This window comes from Sellimonas intestinalis (assembly GCF_001280875.1).
Classification (GTDB): Bacteria; Bacillota; Clostridia; order Lachnospirales; family Lachnospiraceae; genus Sellimonas; species Sellimonas intestinalis.
Genome location: NZ_LGAJ01000007.1, coordinates 169,232 through 194,343, shown reverse-complemented (window position 1 = coordinate 194,343; position 25,112 = coordinate 169,232). Strand labels below are relative to the sequence as shown.

Annotated in this window: 23 protein-coding genes; 5 read left to right on the top strand and 18 right to left on the bottom strand. The window is 41.6% G+C overall.

Going from position 1 to position 25,112, the window contains the following annotated elements; all coding sequences use genetic code 11:
• Positions 1-16: 16 nt before the first annotated feature.
• Complete coding sequence (locus AOA56_RS08365; protein ID WP_021869173.1) at positions 17-196, bottom strand: MerR family transcriptional regulator; 180 nt, start codon at positions 194-196, stop codon at positions 17-19.
• Positions 197-413: 217 nt separating this feature from the next.
• On the opposite strand from AOA56_RS08365, the gene AOA56_RS08360 reads away from it, so the two are divergent.
• Entirely contained in the window at positions 414-941 is a 528-nt protein-coding gene (locus AOA56_RS08360; protein WP_053769431.1) for a helix-turn-helix domain-containing protein, read from the top strand.
• Positions 942-1,378: 437 nt separating this feature from the next.
• On the opposite strand, the gene AOA56_RS16215 is transcribed toward AOA56_RS08360, so the two are convergent.
• From AOA56_RS16215 to udp, 14 genes are all read right to left on the bottom strand, one after another.
• Positions 1,379-3,154, bottom strand: coding sequence for a hypothetical protein (locus AOA56_RS16215; RefSeq protein WP_181966388.1), 1,776 nt, complete (start codon positions 3,152-3,154; stop codon positions 1,379-1,381).
• Positions 3,147-3,584 carry a hypothetical protein gene (locus AOA56_RS08350; RefSeq protein ID WP_053769430.1) on the bottom strand — a complete coding sequence of 146 codons (438 nt, stop codon included), beginning with the start codon at positions 3,582-3,584 and terminating at the stop codon, positions 3,147-3,149. Before AOA56_RS08350 ends, AOA56_RS16215 begins: the two co-directional genes overlap by 8 nt.
• Positions 3,571-4,731 carry a hypothetical protein gene (locus AOA56_RS16365; RefSeq protein ID WP_242843446.1) on the bottom strand — a complete coding sequence of 387 codons (1,161 nt, stop codon included), beginning with the start codon at positions 4,729-4,731 and terminating at the stop codon, positions 3,571-3,573. Before AOA56_RS16365 ends, AOA56_RS08350 begins: the two co-directional genes overlap by 14 nt.
• A gap of 446 nt (positions 4,732-5,177) precedes the next feature.
• Positions 5,178-5,456, bottom strand: a complete 279-nt coding sequence (gene cptIN, locus AOA56_RS16360; protein ID WP_242843445.1) for a type III toxin-antitoxin system CptIN family toxin — start codon at positions 5,454-5,456, stop codon at positions 5,178-5,180.
• A gap of 371 nt (positions 5,457-5,827) precedes the next feature.
• Positions 5,828-6,007, bottom strand: a complete 180-nt coding sequence (locus AOA56_RS08335; protein WP_053769429.1) for a hypothetical protein — start codon at positions 6,005-6,007, stop codon at positions 5,828-5,830.
• Positions 6,008-6,186: 179 nt separating this feature from the next.
• Positions 6,187-7,734 (bottom strand): glutamine-hydrolyzing GMP synthase, encoded by a 1,548-nt coding sequence (gene guaA / locus AOA56_RS08330; RefSeq protein ID WP_024733699.1) that lies wholly within the window; start codon positions 7,732-7,734, stop codon positions 6,187-6,189.
• A 79-nt stretch (positions 7,735-7,813) separates the two neighbouring features.
• Positions 7,814-8,281 (bottom strand): YbaK/EbsC family protein, encoded by a 468-nt coding sequence (locus AOA56_RS08325; protein WP_053769428.1) that lies wholly within the window; start codon positions 8,279-8,281, stop codon positions 7,814-7,816.
• A gap of 26 nt (positions 8,282-8,307) precedes the next feature.
• Positions 8,308-8,850: a nucleoside 2-deoxyribosyltransferase gene (locus AOA56_RS08320; protein ID WP_162224694.1), complete on the bottom strand. Its 543-nt coding sequence runs from the start codon at positions 8,848-8,850 to the stop codon at positions 8,308-8,310.
• Between the two features lie 457 nt (positions 8,851-9,307).
• Positions 9,308-9,994 carry a deoxyribose-phosphate aldolase gene (gene deoC, locus AOA56_RS08315; RefSeq protein ID WP_024733702.1) on the bottom strand — a complete coding sequence of 229 codons (687 nt, stop codon included), beginning with the start codon at positions 9,992-9,994 and terminating at the stop codon, positions 9,308-9,310.
• 15 nt (positions 9,995-10,009) lie between these two features.
• Positions 10,010-10,984: an adenosine deaminase gene (gene add / locus AOA56_RS08310; protein WP_053769426.1), complete on the bottom strand. Its 975-nt coding sequence runs from the start codon at positions 10,982-10,984 to the stop codon at positions 10,010-10,012.
• 35 nt (positions 10,985-11,019) lie between these two features.
• On the bottom strand, positions 11,020-11,832 hold the full coding sequence (locus tag AOA56_RS08305) for a purine-nucleoside phosphorylase (protein ID WP_024733704.1): 813 nt from the start codon (positions 11,830-11,832) through the stop codon (positions 11,020-11,022).
• A 117-nt stretch (positions 11,833-11,949) separates the two neighbouring features.
• Positions 11,950-13,140 carry a phosphopentomutase gene (locus AOA56_RS08300; RefSeq protein WP_053769425.1) on the bottom strand — a complete coding sequence of 397 codons (1,191 nt, stop codon included), beginning with the start codon at positions 13,138-13,140 and terminating at the stop codon, positions 11,950-11,952.
• Complete coding sequence (cdd, locus tag AOA56_RS08295) at positions 13,103-13,573, bottom strand: cytidine deaminase (protein ID WP_053769424.1); 471 nt, start codon at positions 13,571-13,573, stop codon at positions 13,103-13,105. The genes AOA56_RS08300 and cdd overlap by 38 nt, the downstream gene beginning before the upstream one ends.
• A gap of 12 nt (positions 13,574-13,585) precedes the next feature.
• Positions 13,586-14,371: a uridine phosphorylase gene (gene udp / locus AOA56_RS08290; RefSeq protein WP_053769423.1), complete on the bottom strand. Its 786-nt coding sequence runs from the start codon at positions 14,369-14,371 to the stop codon at positions 13,586-13,588.
• 334 nt (positions 14,372-14,705) lie between these two features.
• Here udp and vanR point away from each other — a divergent pair, with 334 nt between their 5' ends.
• The 3 genes from vanR (at position 14,706) to AOA56_RS08275 (ending at position 17,546) form a co-directional block, all read left to right on the top strand.
• Positions 14,706-15,428: a VanR-ABDEGLN family response regulator transcription factor gene (vanR, locus tag AOA56_RS08285; RefSeq protein WP_053769422.1), complete on the top strand. Its 723-nt coding sequence runs from the start codon at positions 14,706-14,708 to the stop codon at positions 15,426-15,428.
• Positions 15,421-16,530, top strand: a complete 1,110-nt coding sequence (locus tag AOA56_RS08280) for a sensor histidine kinase (protein WP_390499151.1) — start codon at positions 15,421-15,423, stop codon at positions 16,528-16,530. The genes vanR and AOA56_RS08280 overlap by 8 nt, the downstream gene beginning before the upstream one ends.
• A 161-nt stretch (positions 16,531-16,691) precedes the next feature.
• Entirely contained in the window at positions 16,692-17,546 is an 855-nt protein-coding gene (locus AOA56_RS08275) for a C39 family peptidase (RefSeq protein ID WP_053769421.1), read from the top strand.
• 128 nt (positions 17,547-17,674) lie between these two features.
• Here the strand turns inward: AOA56_RS08275 and AOA56_RS08270 are convergent, their stop codons facing one another.
• The 3 genes from AOA56_RS08270 to AOA56_RS08260 form a co-directional block, all read right to left on the bottom strand.
• Positions 17,675-20,869, bottom strand: a complete 3,195-nt coding sequence (locus AOA56_RS08270; protein WP_053769420.1) for a hypothetical protein — start codon at positions 20,867-20,869, stop codon at positions 17,675-17,677.
• A complete protein-coding gene (locus tag AOA56_RS08265; protein ID WP_053769419.1) occupies positions 20,866-22,341 on the bottom strand; it encodes a hypothetical protein in 1,476 nt (491 codons plus the stop codon). The genes AOA56_RS08270 and AOA56_RS08265 overlap by 4 nt, the downstream gene beginning before the upstream one ends.
• Before the next feature lie 802 nt (positions 22,342-23,143).
• Positions 23,144-24,004 (bottom strand): aldo/keto reductase, encoded by an 861-nt coding sequence (locus AOA56_RS08260; protein ID WP_053769418.1) that lies wholly within the window; start codon positions 24,002-24,004, stop codon positions 23,144-23,146.
• 118 nt (positions 24,005-24,122) lie between these two features.
• On the opposite strand from AOA56_RS08260, the gene AOA56_RS08255 reads away from it, so the two are divergent.
• On the top strand, positions 24,123-24,491 hold the full coding sequence (locus AOA56_RS08255) for a MerR family transcriptional regulator (RefSeq protein ID WP_053769417.1): 369 nt from the start codon (positions 24,123-24,125) through the stop codon (positions 24,489-24,491).
• The last annotated feature ends 621 nt before the right edge of the window (positions 24,492-25,112 follow it).

The window sequence follows — 25,112 nt, the reverse complement described above, 5'->3', positions numbered from 1 at the left end:
ATCATCTCCTTTCCGTTTAATCGCTGTAACAGACCTTTTTATGAAAAAATGTAGCGTTCACACGACCAGCCACCGTCAGATAGCCCTGTTTCTGTAATTCTGCGTTCAGTTCCCGCACAATCTGGTAGGCTTTTGACTTTGACACCCGCAGTTCCGCTGCCACTTCCTCCACAGTCATAAATGATTTTTCTGCCATTCCGTTATCCTCCCCTTTCTCAGTTTAACTATTTTTGTTTAAGTTATATCTATAATACTAAATAAATTCCGTTAAGTCAAGTGGTTTGCAGAAAAATCTTAACTTTTTTTATTTAAGTTCCTCTTGCTATTCCTATTGCACCATGTTATACTAACTTCAACAGAAATGTTTAAGTCAAGAATGGTTGTATCACTATAACTACAACGGAGGTTTTATTATGGCAATCGGCAAACGAATCCGCTTTTTCCGTAATCGGAAAGGCATGACGCAAAAGCAGTTAGGCGAAATCCTCGGTTTTCTCGGAAAAACCTCTGATGTTCGTATGGCACAGTACGAATCAGAAGCCAGAACGCCTAAACAAGACCTTGTAAAAGAAATGGCTCATATCCTTGATGTAAGTCCTCGCGCAATCACTGTCCCAGAAATAGACAGCTATATAGGTCTTATGCACACGCTCTTTGCACTGGAAGATATGTACGGGCTGAAAATCGGAAAGATTGATGGAGAAGTATGCCTGCGGCTGGATAAATCCACCGGCTCCACCTACTCCACTATGTTTGATATGTTCCACGCATGGCAGGAGCAGGCTGCCCGTCTGGAACGGGGAGAGATAACCAAAGAGGAATACGACCAATGGCGATACAAATATCCCGAATTAGATACTTCAAATCACTGGAAGAAAACTGTACCCTCACAAGGATTAAGTGACTTGATTACACAGGCTTTAAAAGACGAAACTAATTGATTTTCAACCTTAAAACACACACTATCTCTACCGCCTGTTAGTTCTTTATTCACGCAAAAAACCTTGCCGACTTTCAACTTCATTTCTGAAAATCAGCAAGGTTTTTCTGTTATTGAAGTATTCTGTTATTCAGTGAATGATACCCGAAATGTTGCCAAATCGTTGCCAGCACTTAAACAAATTTGTTTGAAACCCACATAAACACTGGATTCTTACAACTCATTTCATCACTCAAACTCCCCAAAGGGAATGTGCAATCGTAGTATTTCAGCCACATTTTCCTTTGTTTTCGTATTCATATTATACAGATTTTTGATACTATTTTGAGTATCAATACGGTTTAGTACCATTTTAGTTCCACTTATATATTCCTTAACCTTTGACATATCTATGTTAATGCTTTTCTAATAAGTTGATTACAACAAGTTGACACTCCCTCAATCAGTTTCCTCCTCGTTTTCTGAAGCCAAATAGTAAAATGGATTAAAACCACTTTTTTCATCATTAACTAAGTTTTCTGAATGCTCTGGTTGTAATGCTAATGTCGTATGCTCCTCATCGTCAAACATAAATATTTGTAGATTCTCTTTTCCAATTTCCTCATACGCTTTATTTATTACCTGACCAATAGCGCGTGAATTGCTTGTATCAAATGGTTTGGAAATATGATCTATCACTAATATTGGAATAATTGGATATTTGTCCTCAGCCAAAAGAATTTTCAAAAATCCTAGATATCCACATAGCTGTATAAGAGTATGTCTTGCCATACTTCCAATGTAATAGTTTACTTCCTTTTTTTGCTCTATGTCATTTTCATCCTTTTCTTTAACCTGAACCATTGGCTGTAATATATTACCACGCTTAAAATACTGTATTTTGAATCCTTCTTGCAATATGTCATCATCTACAACAGAAGATATCCCACTCGCAGATTTATACAACGAAGTAATAAACTGCGAAAGTCCCCGTATTTTCGCTATGTCATCTGAGTTTTGAAGTGCTTTCAATTCTTCTTTTATCTCACGTATTTTCTTTTTTATTTCTTTCAAGTCCCCGCTACAATCACGAATATCTGCCGACAGATATTCTTCAATTAATGCAATAGATTTCGCTTTTTCCTCCATAGTATAGCACTGGAACCTTGAATCATTTCGTTTTATTGCCGTTTTTAATGCAATTCTCTGTCGCTTTAATTCCGCAATTGTTTTATCATTTATCGTATATTGACTAAATGATATAGTATTATCAAGTTCATTTACCAGTTGCTTTAATGGTTCCACAAGATATGCAAATACATTATTTTCCGCCAATAATTGTTCCAAATTTTCTAACAACATCTTTCTATTTGAATTATCATTTTCAAATTGCTTTGCATCAGAGATCGAATTCTCATATATTTTTATCTGTTCAGAAATATTGCTATACATTACTTCCAAGTCTGCTATATTTCTATCACTTCCTTTCTTTTTAGGTTCTTCCATATTTTTTATTTCTTTTAGATTTTTTCTGATATCATCTGCATTCCGACCAGTGTACCAAACATTAGACCCCAACTTTTGTATATTTCTATTAACCTGAGTACAAATAAAATCATACCTTGAAGATGTTACTTCCAAGTCCTTTAATTCCTGTTGCAACTGTTCAAGTTCTCTTTGTAACCAATATATTTTCTCAAGATTATTATTAAAGATAAAGTTTAGTATTGGTACTAATTTTACAGAGTATTTTATATCACTACATTTATCAAAAAAATCATGAATCGCCCCTTGCCGCTTTTCTCCCAAAAAATTAAACATCGTAAAGGTTCTAAAAGTCAGTTCTTCTTCTGTAAACTCACGAATATTTTTTAGCAATTCCATATCTTTAGCAAATATAGAATTTAATTTCTCTCTATATTCTCTTTGGTCAATGATCTCCCTCTCCTCTTCATCCGCATAAGATAAATAGTTTTGAGACGGATCATACGAACGCGTCAATATATATATTATATTATCTACCTGAATTTCCATTGAAGCTTTTTTTAAAGTATCTCTATACCAAGGTTTTTTCCGGATGTCTTCTGATGAGCCAAACATAAAATCCAAAAATTTGTAAAACTCCGTCTTGCCTGAACTATTTTTACCTTTAAAATAATTTAACCCTGAACTAAACTGATATGTGTATTTTTTCTCATCGAAACTATACATTGTCAATTTATTTATCCTAAACATTAGCAGTTACCTCTTTCATAAATTGTCTGTCTGACATTTTCTTACTTTCTTCAATAGCTTTTTCAATAAATGGTGACTCTTGATACAAACTCTTTTCAACTTCCTGTTCATTAATCCAAGAAAGCAAATAGCCATTCAATTCAATTCTTTTACCAATTATCAATAAATGAATAGACTTCAATATAAACTTTATATTTTCGCAATATTCCGCATATTCACCAGAGAGCAACGAAATTGCTTTGCAGACAACATCCTGCGTGTTATTTGCAGTGTATACTTTCCCAAGTCTGAATTTTTCTTTTTTGACCAAATACGAAAAAAGTAATGTTTTATTAACCGACAATTCCCCATGTGTTTTTAATATATTTAAAACAATATTTGTATATATACTAATCTGAATAGTTTCAGCTTCTAACTCAAGATTCTGCATTATCTTCGTCCTCCCATGATATTTGATGTTCCACCTCATCTTCCCTTGTCAGATATATTCCAGCTCCATATTTAATTTGTTCACTATCCGCATACGAGTTAGGTTGTTTTTTGGTTTCACTAAGACGCTGCACAGGAGTATCTTTGCCCTCAGTTTGAAGCATAAATTTAACATTTTCAAAATTATCAAATGTTGTTACTTCTATATCTCGTATCTTGCTTATTTTGTTTAATTCCAAATACTTATAACATACATTTTGATAATAGCTACTATATTGTAAATGCGTCTCTATCAGTTTCTGCGGCATCTTACATGCTAATAACTGTTTATATTCCCTTGACTGTGCAATTTTCAAATCAGCAAAGTCAATTTTATTCAGTTTTTTAAATTCCGAATATACAGGATACATATATTGGTCAGTAAATCTAGCACATATGTCTTCTGAATAAGCTATCATTTCCCTATAACTAATAACAAAAGGGGTCTTTTCATTAATACTTTTTATAATTTCAAAAGTAATATGCTTTAACAGTTCCTCAATTCGATTATAATATGTAATTGTATTTACACCGGCTTTTTTAAAAAGCACCTTGCATTTTTCATTGATTTCATCATCAATTTTATTGGCAGATACAAAAGTATACTTATTCTTTACTGCGTCATATACATCAATAAACCCTTGCTTATCTTTTTCATATTTTTTCTTCACTTTAGCAATAGTCGCTTTTTGAGTCTTTTTAGTATCTAATACCTCTGAATACAACTCTTCTGCCGAAACTTCAAAAACAATATCGCTATTTTCATATGAACTATCAGTAAAAAGAATATAATCTGTTACATTCTCATCTGACCCCTCCAATAATATCCAATTTAATAATACTTGTTTTGCAATTTTCTCAGTAATAGTTGTTCTCTTAACCTGAATTGCTTTAGTTCCTTTGGGGGAAACAATTAAATTTCTAAATTTATCCTCATTATCATCTATTGTATCAGGGGTTATTTTTTTAATGGATACATCATCTACTGTTTCAAACTCAGCTTGCATATTTTCATCCATTGACAACATATATGACACAAACACTTTTATTTGATAAGCAAAACCACCTAAACTATTTATTCCGCTTTTATCCGATGTATAAGTATCCAATTCTTTTCCCCCCTATCCACAATATCTTATATGCAGATAATTATAACATTAAATACTATTTTTTACCATATATAACATCTCTGCAACGCCTTAACAAAACCAAAATGCTACAACAAAAACCGCTTGCACTGATTAAAGAGCAAACGGTCACTACCCTCTTTTATTCGTCTTTGTCCATCACTTAGCCTTCTTCTATTTTTTCAAATATTTTTATTGTGGCTATTATCTCAACCCTTTCCATTAATTTACTTGTCCAACTCATCTTCCATTTTCCTCTGTATATACTCAATATCAGGAAATATCAAACGAATCCCCCGTCTATACATAGCAAGAACCTCTCGTAAATTGACAGTCAGTTCCCTATTCAATTTACTATGTATAACCACTGTCTTGCCCTCAACAGTATGCACATGATCAAAATATTTCTTTAATATAGGAAAGGCATTTTATATCAGAAAAGCATTATCTTTCCCAGCAAACTTCCCTATAATGATCGTATTGCATTTCCCATACCGTTTTATTTTCTTTTCTATAATAATCTTATACTTATCTACCTGTGAGCTGATTGGAATCATCCAGTACAATTCCCTATTCTTACTATCTCGAATTGCCAAAAAATGAGGACAATAATTTCCATTTTCTTTATTACTCATCAAGTATTTGTCTTGAATCTCATCAAAAAATTCATCCTTGATATGATAAGAGTATCCTTGCGTCACTTCCATAATTTCTCCCTATGCAAAATCCCCACCAGAAACTGATGGGGATTCATTGACGAACTATACTACTTTTATCCCACCTGTATAGCAAGTGGCAATTATTTACACACCGAATTATTTATACCCCACACCATCGGCAAGTGGCAAAACTACACATTATGCTTCTTAATACCCCGTCGCATAACAAACGGCAAACATTTACTTCTATTCATAGTATAGCAAAATCTGCCGAAAATGCAACAGATTTTTCAATGCCGTCACATCTATTTATGGCGTTAATCCATTTGTTACTCTATGTATATTTTATTATATTCAAAAAATCTAGAAATATCATAAAGTTCAGGCCATATCATAAATCATATTATAATCTATCGTTTCTATTGTACACCATAAAATCTTTCCTCATAATACTTCCTACTTACCCTCCCTGCAATCGTAAGATATCCTTTTGACTCTAATTCATCATTCATTTTCCTAATCAACTTATATGCATGAGCCTTGGATACACATAAATCCTTCGCCATTTCTTCCGCTGTTATAAATCTTGATTTCTCCATTTTCAATTTCTCCTTCATTTGTTTCTTTTCATCATACTTTAATATAAGCTATAAAGAAATCCAAGATTCATTCATTGGAACCAAAAACATTTTCAAATACGGATAATGTGAATAATATAAATATGACAGGCAATCTTAAAGACTACCTGTCACAGAAAAGACTACGATACATACCCGTACTATTCGAATTCAATCGTCCCTGGTGGTTTGCTCGTCAGATCATAGAATACTCGATTGACTCCCTTTACCTCATTGATGATCCTGCTCATTACTTTCTGCAGTACTTCGAACGGAATATCAGCCGCCTCGGCTGTCATAAAATCAATAGTCTTCACTGCTCTAAGCGCCACCGCATAGTCATAAGTTCTCTCATCTCCCATAACTCCTACGGAACGCATATTTGTCAACGCCGCAAAGTACTGATTGATGTCCCTGTCCAGTCCAGCTTTCGCGATCTCCTCCCGGTAAATTGCATCTGCATCCTGCACGATCTGCACTTTCTCCGCAGTCACTTCGCCAATGATCCGGATACCAAGTCCTGGTCCCGGGAATGGCTGACGGAATACCAGATCTTCCGGAATACCAAGCTCCAATCCGACTTTTCGAACCTCATCCTTAAAAAGATCCCGGAGCGGTTCGATGATTTCCTTGAAATCAACGTAGTCCGGAAGTCCCCCTACATTGTGATGAGATTTGATTACTGCGGACTCTCCACCGAGACCACTCTCTACAATGTCCGGATAAATGGTTCCCTGGGCAAGGAAATCAACAGCTCCAATTTTCTTTGCTTCTTCTTCAAATACACGGATGAATTCTTCACCGATAATTTTGCGTTTCTGTTCCGGTTCTGTCACTCCGGCTAGTTTGCTGTAATATCTTTCCTGCGCGTTGACACGAATAAAGTTCAAATCAAAGTTTCCTTTTGGTCCGAATACCGCTTCTACTTCATCCCCCTCATTTTTGCGAAGAAGTCCATGGTCGACGAACACACATGTAAGCTGTTTTCCGATGGCTCTGGAAAGCAGACCTGCTGCTACGGAAGAATCCACTCCACCGGACAGAGCCAGCAGAACTTTACCGTCTCCTACTTTTTCTCTAATATCTGCAACCGCATTTTCTACAAAAGCATCCATCTTCCAATCACCGGAACATGCACATACACCGCGTACAAAATTGTAGAGCATTTCTTTTCCTCGAACTGTATGAAGTACTTCCGGATGGAACTGAATTGCATATAGCTTTTTCTCTGCATTTTCAGCGGCTGCGACCGGGCAGTCCGCCGTATGCGCTGCAATCTCAAATCCAGGCGCCACCCGCTCAATATAATCAAAATGGCTCATCCAGCAAGTTGTAGAAGACTCCACTCCTTCAAACACTTTGGAATCTTTTTTATCAATCAGAACCTCTGTCTTACCATATTCTCCGACCTCTGGCTTTGTCACCTTTCCACCGAGCACATGCATCATCAACTGTGCCCCATAGCAAAGTCCGAGAACCGGAATACCAAGCTCAAATAATTCTTTTGTATATGTTGGAGAATCTGCCTCATAGCAGCTATTTGGGCCGCCGGTGAGGATGATTCCCTTTGGATTCATTGCTTTGATCTTTTCAATATCAATTCGGTAGGAATAGATCTCGCAATATACATTACATTCACGAACACGTCTTGCTACAAGCTGATTGTATTGTCCGCCAAAGTCAAGCACGATTACTAATTCGTTTTTCACGGGTTTTCCTCCTTCTTTTCCTTTGTGGTTCTTCTATTATAAAATAGCCCCCTGCGATTTACAAGTGGATTTTCTCCGCTTACTGCACTTTTCCCACATCAATCCACTCCATATAGCCCGAATACCTCTCCAGCTCCTCCACTGTCAAATCTACGGCACTTTGGCCACTTCCGGCTGCAGGGAACACTCGTTCCATCCGTTTTAGAGATACATCAAGATATACCGTGAATCTTTGTCCTGTAGCGAAAGGACAAACACCACCCGGTTGGTGACCGGTAGCGGTTTCCACCTGAGCCCGGGGAATCATCTTTGCTTTCTGCTGAAATTTTGCCTTGTATTTCTTATTATCAATCTTCGTATCTCCCGCCAGGACAATGAGAATCGGCGCATCATCCACATAAAAAGACATCGTCTTTGCAATCTGACGTGGTTCACATCTAATCGCCGCAGCGGCTTCCTCTACTGTAGCGCTGGACTGTTGAAACTCCATGACCCGACTCTCCATGTCCTGCTCTTTGAAATATTGTTTCACTGCTTCTAGTGACATCTGCCCACCTGCTTTTTCTGTTTTCTCTATATTGCTTTTTCTGTTTCAAAAGCTTGAACCAGTTTATTCCTAAGATCCGTCGCATGACTATACTCAATATACTCGATACTTCCCAAATCACTAATAGCCTTTGTTGCCTTATCTTTTACAATATACACTGGCTTTCCTAATCCGTATGCAAGCCCTAATTCTAACATCACATTCGGATTCAGTCCGGATATATTAATGATCGCCATTCTGCACGCCTGAATCTGCTCGCAAATTTTACACATGATATCCTTACATGTAATCTCTTCGTCCGCCTTATAGTGCTGAAATCCGGCTGCATTCAAAGCCGGCACAATCCCATATAAATAGCTGTCTACATAATCGTCTGAAAATGGCATAGCAATAAAGACCTTATTCCTTTCATAATCGGGCCGCTTCGGGCATCTTTGAGATCCGATTTTAAAACATTTTCTCATCTGATGAGCCGGAATTTCTTCTTCCGTCATTTTTTCTCTTTCTTCATTGATTTCTGACTTCACCTTTTCAATCAGGTTTTTCACAGTATTCAAAAACCATTCCACTGTTTCGGCTCTTACTGTTTTTTGCGTAGAGGATAAGTCATGGGATGCGTAAGAGAGATGACTGATGTGAAGTTTAGTGAAGGTATTATATTTATCCAACAACTGATTATATTCTTTAATCCAGGCCCCATAAATCTTTGTGTAAATATAATCATTCTTTTGGGAATAAATTCTAACTTTCTGATATAAATTATTAAGTTCAAACTCCAAACTTTTCATAATCTTTTGTATTCATCTTAATTCCTCCAAATTCCATGGGAAAGTCATTTTCCGTTTTTACTCTTATCAGACAATATTACTAACATTTTGTAATTTTAATCTATCTTCTCTATTGTATCATGTCTCAGCCAACGGAACAATGTCAGAATACCGGCAATCTCTTGCCTTTGCAGACAAACAGGCGTACCTTCGGTATGCCTGTCTGTCACATCCCCATTTAGGGACCATCCATTTTTCATCACTGTTTTTGTTTTCTAATGTCCGGCTTCTTGTCCGGACTGTTTTTCATCAGTTTGACCAGTCTGCTTGTTCCCAGTCTTTCCGCACCCAGGCGAATAAACTCTTCCGCATCATCAAAGGAAGAAATGCCTCCCGCTGCCTTGACTTTGACGTTCTTCCCTACATGGGTTTTCATCAGCTTCACATCCGCAAACGTCGCTCCCTCAGTAGAAAATCCAGTGGACGTCTTGATGTATTCTGCGCCGGCTTTCGTAACAATCTCGCACATTTTGATTTTTTCTTCCTCAGTCAGCAGACAGTTCTCAATGATTACTTTCAAGATCCGGCCATTGCACGTTTCGTGGATTCGGCGGATCTCATCCTCGATTTCCTCGTACTTTCCGTCTTTTAAGTGCCCAATATTGATGACCATATCGATCTCAGAAGCCCCATTTGCGATGGCGTCTTTCGTCTCAAAGACTTTCGCTGCCATGGTGCTGTATCCGTTCGGAAATCCTATGACGGTACAGATCGGAAGTTTTCCATCTACATATTCGGCCGCTGCTTTCACATAGGAAGCCGGAATACAAGCAGAAGCGGTATCGTATTTCATAGCGTCATCCAGGATCTGTCGGATCTCCTCCCAGGTTGCAGTCTGTGTAAGTAACGTATGATCTACATGGGTTAAAATCTCTTTTGCTTCCATCTTTTTTTGCATCTTCTATTCCTCCCCTGTCCTGGCCCACTTTTGTTCCAGGATATCTTTGATTTCCGGGTCAAATGCCGTCTGGGCGGCATTTCGTAGTAACGTGAAAATGAACCCATCGTCCCGGCCGTACTGCTCGTATACTTTTGTCAATTCGTTTGTCATGGTTGTGCCGCTGACTGTCCGGTTGTCTGTGTTGATGCCCACCTTGATTCCGGCGTCTACAAACTGCCGGAGCGGATACGCTTCCCATCCGGCGGCCGCCTTTGTCTGGAAGTTGCTTGTCGGACACATTTCCACACCGATTCCAGCCTCTGCATAGGCTTTCATCAGCTTCGGATCTTTCCGAAGCGCGATCCCGTGCCCGATCCGTCTGGCTCCCAGTTCATAAGCCTCCCGGACATTTTCCACATTCCCTGTCTCACCTGAGTGAATGGTAAACGGCATACCAAGACGTCTGGCCTCCTCAAATAGGGGCCGGAAACATCTTGTCGGAAACGCCGATTCATCCCCCGCCAAATCCAGCGCACATACGCCCATCCCCAGATACTCTCTGGCACACCGTAACATTGTAAGATTCTGTTCCTCACTGTGGTGCCGCATGGCACAGGTGATGATACCATACCTGACATGAAAAGCTTCTTTGGCCCGCTCCATACCGTCCCTCACCGCCTCAATGACCTGAGCACAAGGCAGTCCGTCATGGGCTGAGAGCATCGGGGCAAACCTCACTTCAATATATTCGATCTTTTCTTTTGCAATCTCTTCTACAAAACGATAGGCTCCATCCGAAAGCCCTGCCGCATCCTGGAGGCACTGCACAGGCAGGTCAAACTTTTTCAGATATTCGGTTAAGCTCCGGCATTGCTCTGATATCGTCAGCTCCTCATCAGACACAGCTCTTCCCAAATGCCCCTCAATGATGTCCTTTGTCAGAGAACCGTCCAGATGACAGTGGAGATCCAATTTAGGAAGGTTTGCGATATTCATAATCTCCCGCCTTTCGTATTCTTTCTGTCTTCTTTTTAGATAGTTTCAATAATGCGGGTTATCAAGCGTTTAAAGTCCTTGGAAACCCGGTCTGCACTCTCCTGCACCTCCATATGATCCAATTTTTGTTTGCTCATACCGGCTGCCAGATTCGTAATACAGGAAATCCCACCGATTTCCATGCCCATATGACGGGCTGCCATGGCCTCGCAGGCTGTACTCATACCGACTGCGTCACCGCCCCAGCTTCTGCACATTCGTATTTCCGCCGGCGTCTCATAGTTCGGCCCGGTAAGCTGCACATAGACGCCTTCTTTGAGGTTCATTTGACAGGCAGACGCCGCCTCTTTGATCACAGTCCGAATCCGGGTACTGTACACCTCACTCATGTCCGGAAACCTTGGCCCCAGCTCATCCAGATTTGGCCCGATCAGCGGACTTGGCACACCGACCGCAATGTGGTCAGTAATCATCATAAAATCTCCTGGACAGAATGTTCCATTGATACCTCCGGCCGCATTGGTCAAAATCAACTGTTTCGCACCCAGCAGCCCCATCAGTCTGGTTGGAAGGACGACGTCAGTCATCGGGTACCCTTCATAATAGTGGACCCGGCCCTGCATAATGACAACCGGCACCTCGCCTACATACCCAAACACAAAGCGCCCTTTATGTCCCTTCACTGTAGAAACTGGAAATCCTTCGATTTCTGTGTAATCCATCGTCGTTTCGATATGAATCCCGTCCGCATAATCTCCAAGCCCGCTCCCCAGAATCAGAGCCACCTTGGGGCTGAAATCCGTTTTCCCCCGGATACTTGTAAGACAGGTCTTTAATTTTTTCTCCATTTATTTTCCCTCCTTTTCTACGGATGCTCCGCCACACCTGCTATTTTCCTCTTCCTTCATTTTTTGCCGCTGCCCTTTATCACAGCGTGATGGTAGCTTCTTTTCTGTAGTAGATCCTTACTTTAGCTCTCCGAGCAGGGAAGCGCCTATTGTTCCCTCCGGCATGGAGAGTCCAAAGTTATCAAGGATAGTAGCCCCAATCACCGCAAATGTATCCTGCTCCGACAACCTTCCGCCGCCTTCCATACTCTTGGAATAGGCCAGAAACGGCACCTTTTCCCTTGTGTGGTCAGTCCCGATATAGGTCGGATCGTTCCCGTGGTCCGCAGTGATAATCAAGAGGTCATCTTCTCTTAGCGTTTCCAGAAGTACCGAAAGCCCTTTATCAAACTGTTCCAGTTCTTTTGCATAGCCTTCCGGATCCCTGCGGTGCCCCCATTTTGCGTCAAAATCCACCAGATTGACAAAGCACAGCCCGTGGAAATCCTTCCCCGCGATCTCGTTTGTCTGCTCCATCCCGTGAATGGAAGACTTCGATTTATATGCTTTTGTGATTCCCTCCCCGTCAAAAATGTCCCGGATCTTTCCTACAGAGATCACATCAAATCCATGATCTTGGAGTACGTCAAGCGCTGTCCGCATCGGAGGTTTCAGCGCATAGTCGTGTCGGTTACTTGTCCTTTCGAACTCGCCTTTCTTCTTTCCGATATACGGTCTTGCTATCACCCGGCCGACCCTCCACTCTTCTCTCATAGTAAGTTCTCTTGCGATCTTACAACAGCGGTACAGCTCCTCAAGACCGAATGTCTCCTCATTTCCACAGATCTGCATTACCGAATCCGCCGATGTGTATACGATCATATGTCCGGTTGCGATCTCCTCCTCACCCAGCTCTTCGATGATCTCCGTCCCGCTGGCACTCTTGTTTCCGATCACTTTATGTCCTGTTCTTTTTTCCAGCTCTCCGATCAGTTCCTTGGGAAATCCATGTTCTGTAAAAGTCTTAAACGGCTTTCTTGTCTCAATCCCCATGATTTCCCAGTGTCCGGTCATCGTATCTTTTCCGTTACTTTTCTCTTTCAATACCGCCTGATAGCCAAGAGGACGTGCCACTTCCGGCACCTGCCGAAGCGGTGTCAGATTCGCAAGTCCCAGTTTCTGAAGCGTGGGAATCTGAAAATCTTCCACTGATTCCGAAATATGCCCCAGTGTATTAACTTCAATATCTCCAAACCTCTCCCCGTCCGGCATGACGCCGATTCCCAGGGAATCAATTACAATAACAAATATCCGTTTTTGCCGTCTCATTCTTCTCCTGCCTTTCTTCCAGATTTCCAGGTCCAAATCCCATTGGCATGAAATCTTTCAGTTTAAAAATCCGATAGTCTTCTGTCCCCTTTGCCAATATAATTTGGAACTCTTCTGGCAAGCAAAATTCCATCATCACCTGTCTGCATACTCCGCAAGGAGGTGTGAAATCCTCGATCCTTCCATTCGGTCCTCCTACAATACAGATTGCCTCAAAATCATGTACCCCCTCACTGACTGCCTTGAACAAAGCGGTTCGTTCCGCACAATTCGTCGGAGTATACGCCGCATTTTCAATGTTACATCCGGTATAGATCATTCCATTTTTTCCAAGCAAAGCGGCTCCCACCCGAAAGTGGGAATACGGCGTATAGGAATATGCAAGCTGCCCGATGGCGATCTCAATCAATTCTTTTATTTTTCTTTCTGTCATAGCGTTTCCTCCTTATTTTCCTGCCTGTTTATCCTCTTTTATCAGCTTGCGAATTGCCTGTATTGCCACTCGTATCGCCATATCCGTATCATGTACAACCGGATTTTCCAGTCCTTCCTTTTCTCTCTCCTGGTTTGCCATAACAAGGAAACAGGACCCTGCCCGGACTCTTAAGTGGCTTGCTATTACAAAAAGAGCTGCCGATTCCATTTCGGAAGCAAGACATCCCAGTCGTTTCCACGCCTCCCATTTATTTAAAAGCTCATAGCTCACCGGCATCCGTTCCGGGGAATGTTGTCCATAGAAAGAGTCCTTGCACTGTACGATTCCTACATGGTATGTCTGCTTTAGCTCCTCAGCCGCCCGCATCAGCGCATAGGTCACATGAACGTCCGCCACGGCTGGAAATTCCGCCGGCGCATACTCCCGGCTCGTCCCTTCCATTCTGATTGCGCCGTTTGCGATCACCACATCTCCGCTTTTAATATCAAGCTGCATCCCGCCGCAGGTTCCGATCCGAAGAAAGGTATCCGCTCCGGACATTGCCAGCTCTTCCATAGCAATAGCCGCGGACGGTCCCCCAATTCCCGTAGACGTCACACTCACTTTCACGCCGTCCAAATATCCTGTGTATGTGACAAACTCCCGGCTGTCCGCCACCAACACGGCGTCGTCAAAATATTTCGCGATTTTTTCGCACCGCTTCGGATCTCCCGGAAGAATCACATATTGTCCGACATCCCCTTTCCCAACCTGAATATGATACTGCTTGCTCGCATCCTCTGAATACTTCATCATCCTACCTCACTTTCCCTGTTATGCCGGATCATCTGCCCTTTTGACAGATCAAGAAGCCTTGTTTGTCCCCTCTACACTTCTTCTACTTGCATCTTACTCGTAAATTCTCCTCCCCAAAAGGACTAAAGTCTCTTTTTCTTAATTAACGTGATTTTTCACAATTTTATTCCTCATATTTTGTGCAAAACAACTATGTTTTTTCACTGTTTTAGGTACCACTTTCTCGTTTTCGTTATCATTTTCTATGGAATCAGTATTTCCCTCTGCCTACTTGACAGTTGTCTCATTTTGTGCAAGGATTTTAACAGTACTTAACACAGGAGATGTAAATGTTATGAAAAGGAAAATATTAATCGTGGACGACGAACAGTCCATCGCTGATCTGGTTGAAGTCTATCTTTCCAACGAAGGGATGGAAGTTCTGAAATGTTATAACGGACAAGATGCCCTGGATTGTATCAAAAAGGAAGATCTCTCCTTGGCGGTCCTGGACGTCATGCTTCCGGATATTGACGGCTACAAACTCTGCCAGGAGATCCGTAAGGAACATTTTTATCCTGTCATCATGCTGACTGCCCGGACCGAGGACACAGACAAGATCCTGGGACTTACCATCGGCGCGGACGACTACATTACCAAGCCTTTTAATCCGCTGGAGCTGGTAGCCCGAGTCAAGACACAGCTTCGCAGATATGAACGGTACAATCATCTGCTCCCGGCAGGCGTCCAGTCATCATCTGCCGCGGAGCCGGAGCGGGATTCCTGCATCGACATCAGGGGACTTACCATTGACCGGGATTCCCACAAATGTTCCCTCAACGGAAGCACGCTTTCATTGACTCCGCGGGAGTTCTCTATTTTGTGGTATCTGTGCGAGAATAAAGGACGGGTCATATCCTCGGAAGAGCTGTTTGAGCAGGTCTGGGGAGAAAAATTTCTGGATAATAATAATACGGTTATGGCTCACATCGGGCGGCTCCGGGAAAAGATGAAAGATTCCGGCCGCAGGCCTAAATACATCAAGACCGTATGGGGAGTGGGGTATCAAATTGAATAAACAGACAGGCAATCAACTTTCTGAACAACTGCGGAAACAGCTTTTGCGCCGCTTCTTTTTCTCCTACCTGCTCTATGTAGGGATCGGCGGCTTTTTATTCCTTCTCGTGTACTGGTATTATCATACGCAGATTTGGTACGGTTATGAATGGTTTTATCAGATTACCACTTTTATCAATCAGTTTCACGTGATCTTTTTGATCTTTTATATGTTGGCCGGAGCGCTTATTTGCGGCTACCGGTATTTGTCCAGATCCTGCACCTATCTGGATGAGCTTCTGACTGCCTCAGACAGCCTTTGGAAACACCAGGAAGATACAGTTACCATGTCGGCTGATTTACGGGAAGCTGCTCTGCATATGAATGAGGTACGGCTGAATCTCATTGAAAGTCAGAAAGCGGCCGAAGCGGCGGAACAGCGCAAAAATGATCTGGTAGTCTATCTGGCCCATGATCTGAAAACACCTCTCACTTCCGTGATCGGATATTTGACGCTGCTGCACGATGAAAAGGAGATCTCCCCTGCCCTGCAGGAGAAATACTTAGGCGTTGCGCTGGAGAAAGCAGAACGTCTGGAAGATCTCATCAATGAATTTTTTGACATCACCCGGTTCAACCTGACTCATCTGACTCTGGATGTGAGCCGGATCAATCTGACACGGATGTTGGAACAGACATTATACGAGTTCGCCCCGATGTTTGCGGAGAAACAGTTGGATACATCCGTCCAGGTTCCTGCGGATCTCTATTTTCTCTGCGATCCAGACAAGCTTCAGCGTGTCCTCGATAATCTGCTTAGAAATGCCGTCAACTACAGCTTTCCGGAATCAGTCATAAAGATCCGCCTCTATGTGGATATGGGAATCCTGACCTTGATCGTGGAAAACGAAGGCTCTACCATTCCGCCGGAAAAACTGGAACGGATCTTCGAGCAATTCTTCCGTCTGGACTCTTCCAGAGCCTCCAGAAACGGTGGTGCAGGCCTTGGTCTTGCCATCGCCAAGGAGATCGTCGAACTTCATGGTGGTAAAATTTCTGCCGAAAGCCATGACAACCACGTAATTTTTCAGGTGGATCTCCCGTATTCATCAGGAAATCGTTAGAATTTTGTGTGAGAAAAAGAGGATTTCTGTTCCGAAATCCGAGAAAACATTCTATTGCCTTTTGGTATAGTAAAAGCGTGCCAGGACAATCGGCTTCGATTTTCCGACACGCTTTTTGATTGTAAACTCACAAATTGTAACAGAAAAAGGAGTGAATTTCCATGAATACCTATCGAAACATACATGCACGACAACAAAAACACGGCCGATCAAGAAAAAAGCGTACCGGACATCTGCTTCATTTTATTCTTCCGATGCTGTGTCTTATCCTTTTGCTATGCACTTTGGCATCCTATATACTGAACAGAGCAGGTGCGGGACTTGACGTCATTTCTCCAATCTCTTCTCTCTTCCATGGCTCCGCGCGGGATGAAATCAGCCACTACGCCTCCTCCCACGGATATGATATCAGCGACTATCCCCAGTCCCTGATCGACCTGTATGACCGGAACCTGGAGACAAAAGACTTCGTCTTTGAGTATCCGATGAAGAAATCCAAGACCCCGCCCATTGACTTAAGTGACCTCAATACCAGTACTGTCCCACTTCTCATGCAATGGGACCAGCGCTGGGGATATCAGCAGTACGCAGGGGATCTCTTCGGACTCAGCGGCTGCGGACCTACCTGCCTTTCCATGGTCACTATCTACCTCACCGGGAATACCGACCGCACTCCGGCATGGATGGCAGAATTTGCCGCCTCCCACGGCTACGCTTCGGATGGAAACGGTTCTTACTGGTCCCTCTTCTCCGAAGGTGGCTCCTCCCTGGGACTTGACGTTACGGAAATTCCTCTGGATGAACAACGTATCATAGATAATCTCCAGGTTGGAAACCCGATTGTCGCCGTGTTAGGCCCTGGGGACTTTACCACTACCGGACATTTCATTGTCCTCACCGCATATCAGGACGGGCAAATCAAGGTGAACGATCCCAACAGCAGGGAGAACTCTGAAAAGCTTTGGGACTATGATCGGATCAGCGGACAGATTAAGAACCTTTGGGTATTCCGCTAGCCACATTTGACGATCGCTGTCCTTACATCCGCTTCTGCTAGAAAGGCTGTAGCCTTTCTAGCAGTGTATCATGGCTTTGTCAAACGGAGAACACCTTACTGGAATTACTCATATAAAATCACTTTCTCCTACGCTCCCAGGAAACATTGCTTTGGTGTATTAGCATCGATCCATTCCTGACTTGGCTTCGCCAACCCCTGAACCGCACCGGAAATCTTTTCTTGAATCAGCAGTGTAATCGGCGCCACCGGATCTTTATGAATAATGAGCATCACAATGGAAATGACAAACATTGCTCCCATTAATACAGTATTAACAATCGGAAGTACTGTCGCCACGGCAAAGGAACCGGACAAAGCGGTAAAGCCCAGAGCAAATTCTGCCACTCCAAGAACCACCGCAACCCCTGTAAATATTGTATTGATCACAGACAACGCTTTCTCCACATCGGAATAAGATCCCGGATTCTGGAACATTTTATTTAGTTCCATAATTTCAGCCACAAACGCAATTCCCATAAGAGCTACATTAAACGCCTGGAAAATAACTTCTGTCACCACAAAACACCGGCTGCTCTTTTCCAGCGTCATTGTTGAATACTCTCCCTCGTTTACCTTTCTTGCGTATCTTGTCGCATTCTCCTCCACATTACTCTTCAGATCAAAGGAATCTCCACTGTGAAAGGAAACACTCTCCAATGTATCAAAGCTTCCTCCTCCAACCTGATAACGGTAAAACGCATTCATCCTCTCAGCCGGAGATGCCGCCATATCAAAAATAGTATTGACCGTTCTCCACAGCACAAAATTTCTGGCTATTGAAAATCCCGCCTGAAGCACAGACAAAATGGATTCTGCTTTCTGAAATGTAGTCAGATTATCCCAATTCATAAAAATATTTCCAAACGAGGCTGCTCCAACCAGTATGTTCACAGCAGAGAAAAACTTAGAAACCGCAGGAACTGTGGGATTGTACGTCAGGAGAGCGGAGGACATGCTTCCACCTGCTATCATAAACTGCATTAACTCCTGAGCCTGAAGAACAGACCATTGTACAAAGATCTCTTTTGATTCCTTTAAAAACTTCTGCATTGCTTCTTCTACATCTTTGGGGATGGTAATCTCTTTATTTTTAAATTTATCATAAAAGCTTCCATAAAGTGCTATTAACAACTTACAATAATTCTCGTAATCTTCCGCTCCTTTAAACGTGTCAATCATCTGAATCATATTGTAATCCGCAAGCTTGGCATACAGTGCCAGAGAGTAGGAGGACTGAAAAACATTTCCATCGGAGTCCGTCAAAACAGTACCATTGATACTATCTTTTATGTCATGGTTTCCGGAATCCAGAATTCCCAGTACCTTGATAATATTTGTTACCCATGCTGGATCTATCGCGTAATTCAGATGTAGAAGCTGTATTGTCTCCACATAATTATAGTACATCCGCTCTGCCCAATACTCACGGGCCGTCTGATTTTCCTTCTGACCCTCATAATTTGTAGTAGGATCCTCCAAATAATCTCTCAGGTCCGGATTAATTGACAAATACACGTACTTATCAATGATGGCCGTCAGATGATGATACTCCGTCTGTGAAGATAACACTTGCTTCTTGTTATCATTTTCCTTCTTGCTCGTGTCCCCGTCTTTCACCTCCTCTGGAATGTAAGACAGGTAGAACCTCGATTTTATGAGAGCCTCATCCTCTTTTTCTCTTCCGCCAAACCCTTTTATAATCTCCGCATCCGTTCTTTTTGCAAGTGTACTGGTCAGTATGATGGGAGCCAGTTTCCGTAGAAATTCAGGAAGATACCCCTTCCTGAGTTTATGCTCCGGATCTTCAGCCTCTTCAATTTCCGTAATGATATTCCTGCTTACCTGATTGATTGCTTCCAGGCTTGCGGCCGTTGTCTTCCCAAAAATATCCGCAAATTTCATACTTTTATCTGAGTTTGAGATATCTCCGCCATAATAATTAACCAGATCCATAAGAAGTTCTGATGTTTTATACGAACAGTACTGCTGCCCATCGAATGTCGTTTCCACGATTTTCCCCTGCTCGTCCTGAGTCGATATGATGACGGAAGGCGGTCTGATCCCGCAAAGCTGCTCCAATGTTAGAGGTTTTTTATCCATGTGCAGTTCCCTGCATCTGCCTTTCAGGCTCTCTGAAATCACAGCGTTCTGTCTGAATCTCTTTCTTGCCTCATCCAATCCATTTGGCACAACAAGTTTCCCCTTTGCAGTATATGAAACCTCCCTGCTTCTGTTTTCTATAATACTTCCCTGAGAACCAGAAAGGGTGATGGAATGTATATACAACTTCTCTTTAGAACCGGCCTGATTCTCAAGGTATTCATTAACACGGATCCCATCCAGATGCAGCATCCATCCTGTCCCCATCTTGAACATTCCAAGGAAATTCTGGGATTTTCTTTCCTCCCGGGTCTCCGGAACAGGAATCAGCGTCTCTCCGTTCCATTTTATACCACAGTAATAATATTTTTTTCGGCTGCCCGATGAATCCTCTTCCACAATGCAGTCTATATCATACAACTCAATGACCGTATCCGTCTCCTCCGTACGATAGGCAATCCGATAATCTCCTTGAAAACACTCCGGGGTTGTTCCTCTGTCGTGAACCGAAATCTCAGAAGCCTCGTAGGAACAAATATGCTGTTCCCCCTCCTGTACGGTGGCCTCGCACGTTCTGTACAAGGAATCAAAGATCATTTTTATTGACAGGATATGAAACTCCGGATAAACAGGCTGCCCCTTATCATCCTTTAAAATCGCATAGGCGTCGGTCTTCCAGTTGGTGATGAGATTCCTTGTTTTTTCATCGTATGATACCGAAAGGATTCCCTGGTTTTTCTGCTCCTCTTCTCCAGAAGGAACCGGTATGATCTCTTCTCCGTTCTGTTTCAATCCACAGTAAAAATAAGACTTCCTGCTACTGTCTATTCCCATACCAAATGCCGCATCCAGTTTCTTTTCTTTCCCCTCAGCCTGATAGGTCATTTCATAATGGAGCAGGGAAGATGCTTTACATAATGTCGTTTTTCCATTTTTTCTAATTATCACATCTGCTGTCAGACCGTGGTGGGCAAGGAAAATGCTCCCCTGCTCCTCCCCATCTTCATAAAAGAACATATTTTTTGAAAAATAATGATGAACCGGTTTTTCATCAATATATAAAACCCCACCCAGAATAGAATACTTTCTTTCCAGCCCCATATCATTACTTTTTGCCTCTATCCTGATTTCAGGAAGAGAAAGGACATTTAACTGCTGGGTCAATACTTTTTTAATTTTCATTTCAAAACCTCCTCTTGTAACTGTGACATAGATAATTCTCCAAACATGTCGCTGAAAATATCATAGTTCTGCTCTATCATGTGCCGGAACCTCTTTTGTTTTTGAAAACTCATACTGTCCAGAACCCTTTTTATTCTGGCAATCGTGATCTCTGGATAATTCAACAGCACCAGAATTCCATTGGCATAATAGGACTGGTATCCCTGCCTGAAATGCAGATCATATCCGGTAAAAGTTTCCCTGCTTTGAATATCCGCATACTGCTTCGTTATTTTCCTTACAATTTCCTTGCCCTTGAGCGTATATACGACATCCCCTACCTGCAATTTTGCCGCATGGTAAAAAGAATTGATGCTGTTCGTCGTTTCCGGGTCAAGGCTTTTCCATCCCTCCTCCGTCAAAACAGCATGTTCCAAAGACATAAACGGCGGAATATCATTGATCCCGTATAGACAGGTTATATGCCTGTTGATTACTTTTTCATCCGAAGTAACAGAAACCGTTCCATTTTCACTGAGCACTTCCATACCTTCTCGAATCTGCGAAATGGGAATCTCTCTTCCATCACTCAGACAAATTTTCGTGTCCCCTGTCACACACCCTCCACTTGGGCGGGGAGCATCGTACCAGTTTCCATAAGACTGATTGTGAATATGACAATCCGGAATGTTTTTCATTTCAGGGATACAGCTTTTCACTTCCTGATCCTGGAGCCAGCTCCAAACGGCCCTCCCCTGATCATACTCGCTATGATAGACCTCTCTTACCTCATGCACGACAAATACATCGTGTGTCGCTGTGGCAATGCCCCGGTTTCTTTTCTCCTGGGAAACCCAGTTTTTACTGTCTGTAACAGTATGAATTGCATTTTCTACGTAAAGGCGCACCGCATCTTCCAGAACTGGTGATTCTACATATTCATATAGAGTTTGTTCACCGGTGTAGGAACTTACGATTTCATTTCCTAAGACATCCTCCCATTTCTGACAATATAAAGAAAATGCTTTTTCATAGTAAATTCGGACAAGCGCAAAACAAAGTCCAATACATTCCTCCATTTGCTGCTCTTTCATTCCCATGATAAAGTTTAATTTGGAAGTCTCTGTATAAAAACTCTCCATCAACTGTTCATTTACACTCACACCAATGTGGGACAAGTATCTCTGAAACACATCTTTCCATAGCGACGTATTCCCTTCAAATAGCCTGCCGACTTTATCCCTGTATTTCATGTCCCGGATTCCCTCTGTCGTGCCGTACATGTTGTTGCCTGTCTGGCTGATCGCAAATAGTAGAAGATTGATTGCTACTTTCACCCACGTTTTATCAACATCTGCAACTTTTCCGGCATCTCCGAAAAAAGTACTTCTTGTTTTTTCGTGGCAGCCTTTTATAATAGTTAAGACGTCCTGATTCTTAAATTGTGTAAAATCGTTTAACTTCATTAATTGAACTACTTCCCCTGCTTCCATCTTCACACCTTCCTTTCTTTTCTCTGTTACACTACCAATCCTGCGGATCATAAAAAGGAGCCGGAAACCACATTCTTCACTCTGTTGATTTCTGACTCCTATCAGTCCTTCGTTCGATACCGATTTATCAAACTGCCACTATCTTCTTTTTGACTTCATATACGGTAAAACTCCCGTCCTTCTTTCGTTTAATCTCCGCATTGTTTCCTCGCTCAGTAATTTCACATACTGCATTCCATAAACAGACTGCATCCTCAGTTTGCTGCGCGCTTACTTTCAACTCTTTATTTGACATCAAACTCATCCCTATCTTCACCCTCCGGGTAATCGCAAAATCATCATCAGCATCACGGATAAGGGAAAGAAAACCGTTGATACAGCTCTGTGCTGCCCGACAGAGTCGCTCTGCTGAAATCCTGCTTTGCCGAAACTCTTACAGATACCAGATTCTGGCCAGTTAAATCTGTTCTGTAATTCGTATTATAACAGTCGAACATGTGTTCGTCAATAGTTTTTTATCTTCTGCAAATAAAATTTTTATAGTTGCATTGCTTTGATGACTTCCCCAAAAGAAGATAGCTTCATAATCCCCTCTTTCTGCAAAAGAACTGAATTATAGAATCGGGAAAAAGCCTGTACAAAACATAAGGTCTGTACGAACTTTAGCACCTCTTATCTTGAAACAGATATAGCCTGTTCATTTTGGGAAGATAGTGTGTCGGTATTATCCCTTTTATCTGTACCGCAAGCTGTAAGACCAATACAGCAAAGAACAGCTATAAAAAGCTGATTCGTTTTCGCATTAAATTTTCCCCTTTCTGTCACTAACCATTCCAACAAACATATCAACCGTTTCCGGTGTCTGATGATCGAAAAACAAACTTTCCATGGTATCTAATTCTGAAATTTTCTTCATATCTTCATCAGAAAGAAAAAAGTCAAAAATTTCAATATTTTCTTTCATTCGCTCGATATGGGTTGATTTCGCTAAAGCGACAATATCCCTTTGCATGAGCCAGCGTAACATAACCTGTGCCGTTGATTTCTGATACATTTCAGCAATATTCAACAATACAGGATTATGGAACATATTGTTTTTTCCCTCGCCAAACGGTGCCCACGCTTCCATTTGGACATGACGTTTTACCATGTTTTCCTGTGCTGGTATCTGCTGATGTAATGGATTGACTTCTACTTGATTAACCTGTGGCGGTATCTCATTGAAAGCAATCATATCTGTCAGCCTATCGGGTGCAAAGTTGCTTACGCCTATAGCTCTGATTTTGTCCTCTTTGTATAACTCCTGTAAAGCTCTGTAAGCACCATAATAATCACTAAACGGCTGATGTAAAAGGACTAAATCAAGATAATCGACTTTCAGCTTCTTCATAGATTTCAAGACGGATTCTTTGGCTTGTTCATACCCATAATTGTCAATCCATACTTTCGTTGTGATAAACAAATCTTTTCGTGGCAATCCACATTTGCTGATGGCGTTTCCGACTTCTTCTTCGTTAAAATAAGACTGTGCTGTGTCGATATGACGATAGCCTACCTTTATAGCGTCTAACACACATCTTTCACAATCTTCCTTTGCAATCTGGAATACACCAAAACCGAGTTTTGGCATTTTTACTCCGTTATTTAATGTTATATACTCCATAATCATAACCTCCTTGACATCTTGTGTTCTTCAGAATACAATCAGATTGTAAAACTCGGTAGTAACTACCGGTCAAGCATTTTTTGAAATTTCTGAAAAGATTTGAGGAGTTGAAAACATGTATTCTATGAAAGCAGTATGTAAGGAAACGAATATGCCTTATGAAACCTTAAAATTTTACTGTAACGAAGGACTTGTACCAAACGTCAAGAGAAACAGTAACAATTATCGTGTTTTTGATGATGAAGATATCGCATGGATAAAAAGTCTTTCCTGCTTAAAAAAATGTGGTATGAGCATTGCGGAAATGAAAGAGTATGTAGCATTATGCCTGCAAGGGGAAAAAACTATCCCCGAAAGAAAACTAATGCTTCATCATAGAAAAAAGATATTATTGGAAAAATTGCAGGAAATAAACAATAGTATCGAATATATCGACACAAAGCAGAAATTTTATGATGATGTACTTACGGGGAAAAGACCATAACCCAGTAACCTCATTAAGATTTCAAACGATTGAATACGGGTAGAGTTATCCCTACTTACTCTTATCTGCCACAGTCAGAAAAGAAAAGGGTCATTTAATTGAAATCAAGATTATGACTTTAGCAAAATAGGACTTTCTGAAATTTCAGAAAGTCCTATAAAATCTGCTTTTAGCAATTACTCGATGATTGTAGCAACACTTTACGCATAGATTTTTCATGTACTTTTCTCAGTGTTTTCAGTACTTATAGAGCCTAAATCTAATAGAAATATGCTCTATTTCACTCTTTACGCAAAATATTAGTATCGTTTTAGTATCACCAGGAATCACAACGGTTTCCTCTAATTTCCCTTGAACATAACCCACCAATGTGCTATATTGTAAATAGAAAAAGGAACAACCGCCCACAAAGTGGTTGACCTTAAAACATTAGTGACACATAGAATTGCCACCCTGCTACCGGCCAAAGTTTCGGGGTGGTTTTTTCTATGCCTTATATCATCAGTGACAAATCAAATAAATGAATGTCAGCAGTGACAGAATGAACATACCAAAGGCCATAAGGTCTTTGAAATCAAAATGATTCTTGTTATTGTCCATCAGCACCACCCCCATTCTATG

Excerpts from the sequence above, each read along its gene's own strand:
- AOA56_RS08365 (WP_021869173.1), bottom strand. The coding sequence starts at position 196 with ATGGCAGAAAAATCATTTATGACTGTGGAGGAAGTGGCAGCGGAACTG.
- AOA56_RS08360 (WP_053769431.1), top strand. The coding sequence starts at position 414 with ATGGCAATCGGCAAACGAATCCGCTTTTTCCGTAATCGGAAAGGCATG.
- AOA56_RS16215 (WP_181966388.1), bottom strand. The coding sequence starts at position 3,154 with ATGTTTAGGATAAATAAATTGACAATGTATAGTTTCGATGAGAAAAAA.
- AOA56_RS08350 (WP_053769430.1), bottom strand. The coding sequence starts at position 3,584 with ATGCAGAATCTTGAGTTAGAAGCTGAAACTATTCAGATTAGTATATAT.
- cptIN (WP_242843445.1), bottom strand. The coding sequence starts at position 5,456 with ATGGAAGTGACGCAAGGATACTCTTATCATATCAAGGATGAATTTTTT.
- AOA56_RS08335 (WP_053769429.1), bottom strand. The coding sequence starts at position 6,007 with ATGGAGAAATCAAGATTTATAACAGCGGAAGAAATGGCGAAGGATTTA.
- AOA56_RS08325 (WP_053769428.1), bottom strand. The coding sequence starts at position 8,281 with ATGTCACTAGAAGCAGTGAAACAATATTTCAAAGAGCAGGACATGGAG.
- deoC (WP_024733702.1), bottom strand. The coding sequence starts at position 9,994 with ATGGAAGCAAAAGAGATTTTAACCCATGTAGATCATACGTTACTTACA.
- add (WP_053769426.1), bottom strand. The coding sequence starts at position 10,984 with ATGAATATCGCAAACCTTCCTAAATTGGATCTCCACTGTCATCTGGAC.
- AOA56_RS08305 (WP_024733704.1), bottom strand. The coding sequence starts at position 11,832 with ATGGAGAAAAAATTAAAGACCTGTCTTACAAGTATCCGGGGGAAAACG.
- AOA56_RS08300 (WP_053769425.1), bottom strand. The coding sequence starts at position 13,140 with ATGAGACGGCAAAAACGGATATTTGTTATTGTAATTGATTCCCTGGGA.
- cdd (WP_053769424.1), bottom strand. The coding sequence starts at position 13,573 with ATGACAGAAAGAAAAATAAAAGAATTGATTGAGATCGCCATCGGGCAG.
- udp (WP_053769423.1), bottom strand. The coding sequence starts at position 14,371 with ATGATGAAGTATTCAGAGGATGCGAGCAAGCAGTATCATATTCAGGTT.
- vanR (WP_053769422.1), top strand. The coding sequence starts at position 14,706 with ATGAAAAGGAAAATATTAATCGTGGACGACGAACAGTCCATCGCTGAT.
- AOA56_RS08275 (WP_053769421.1), top strand. The coding sequence starts at position 16,692 with ATGAATACCTATCGAAACATACATGCACGACAACAAAAACACGGCCGA.
- AOA56_RS08270 (WP_053769420.1), bottom strand. The coding sequence starts at position 20,869 with ATGAAAATTAAAAAAGTATTGACCCAGCAGTTAAATGTCCTTTCTCTT.
- AOA56_RS08265 (WP_053769419.1), bottom strand. The coding sequence starts at position 22,341 with ATGGAAGCAGGGGAAGTAGTTCAATTAATGAAGTTAAACGATTTTACA.
- AOA56_RS08260 (WP_053769418.1), bottom strand. The coding sequence starts at position 24,004 with ATGGAGTATATAACATTAAATAACGGAGTAAAAATGCCAAAACTCGGT.
- AOA56_RS08255 (WP_053769417.1), top strand. The coding sequence starts at position 24,123 with ATGTATTCTATGAAAGCAGTATGTAAGGAAACGAATATGCCTTATGAA.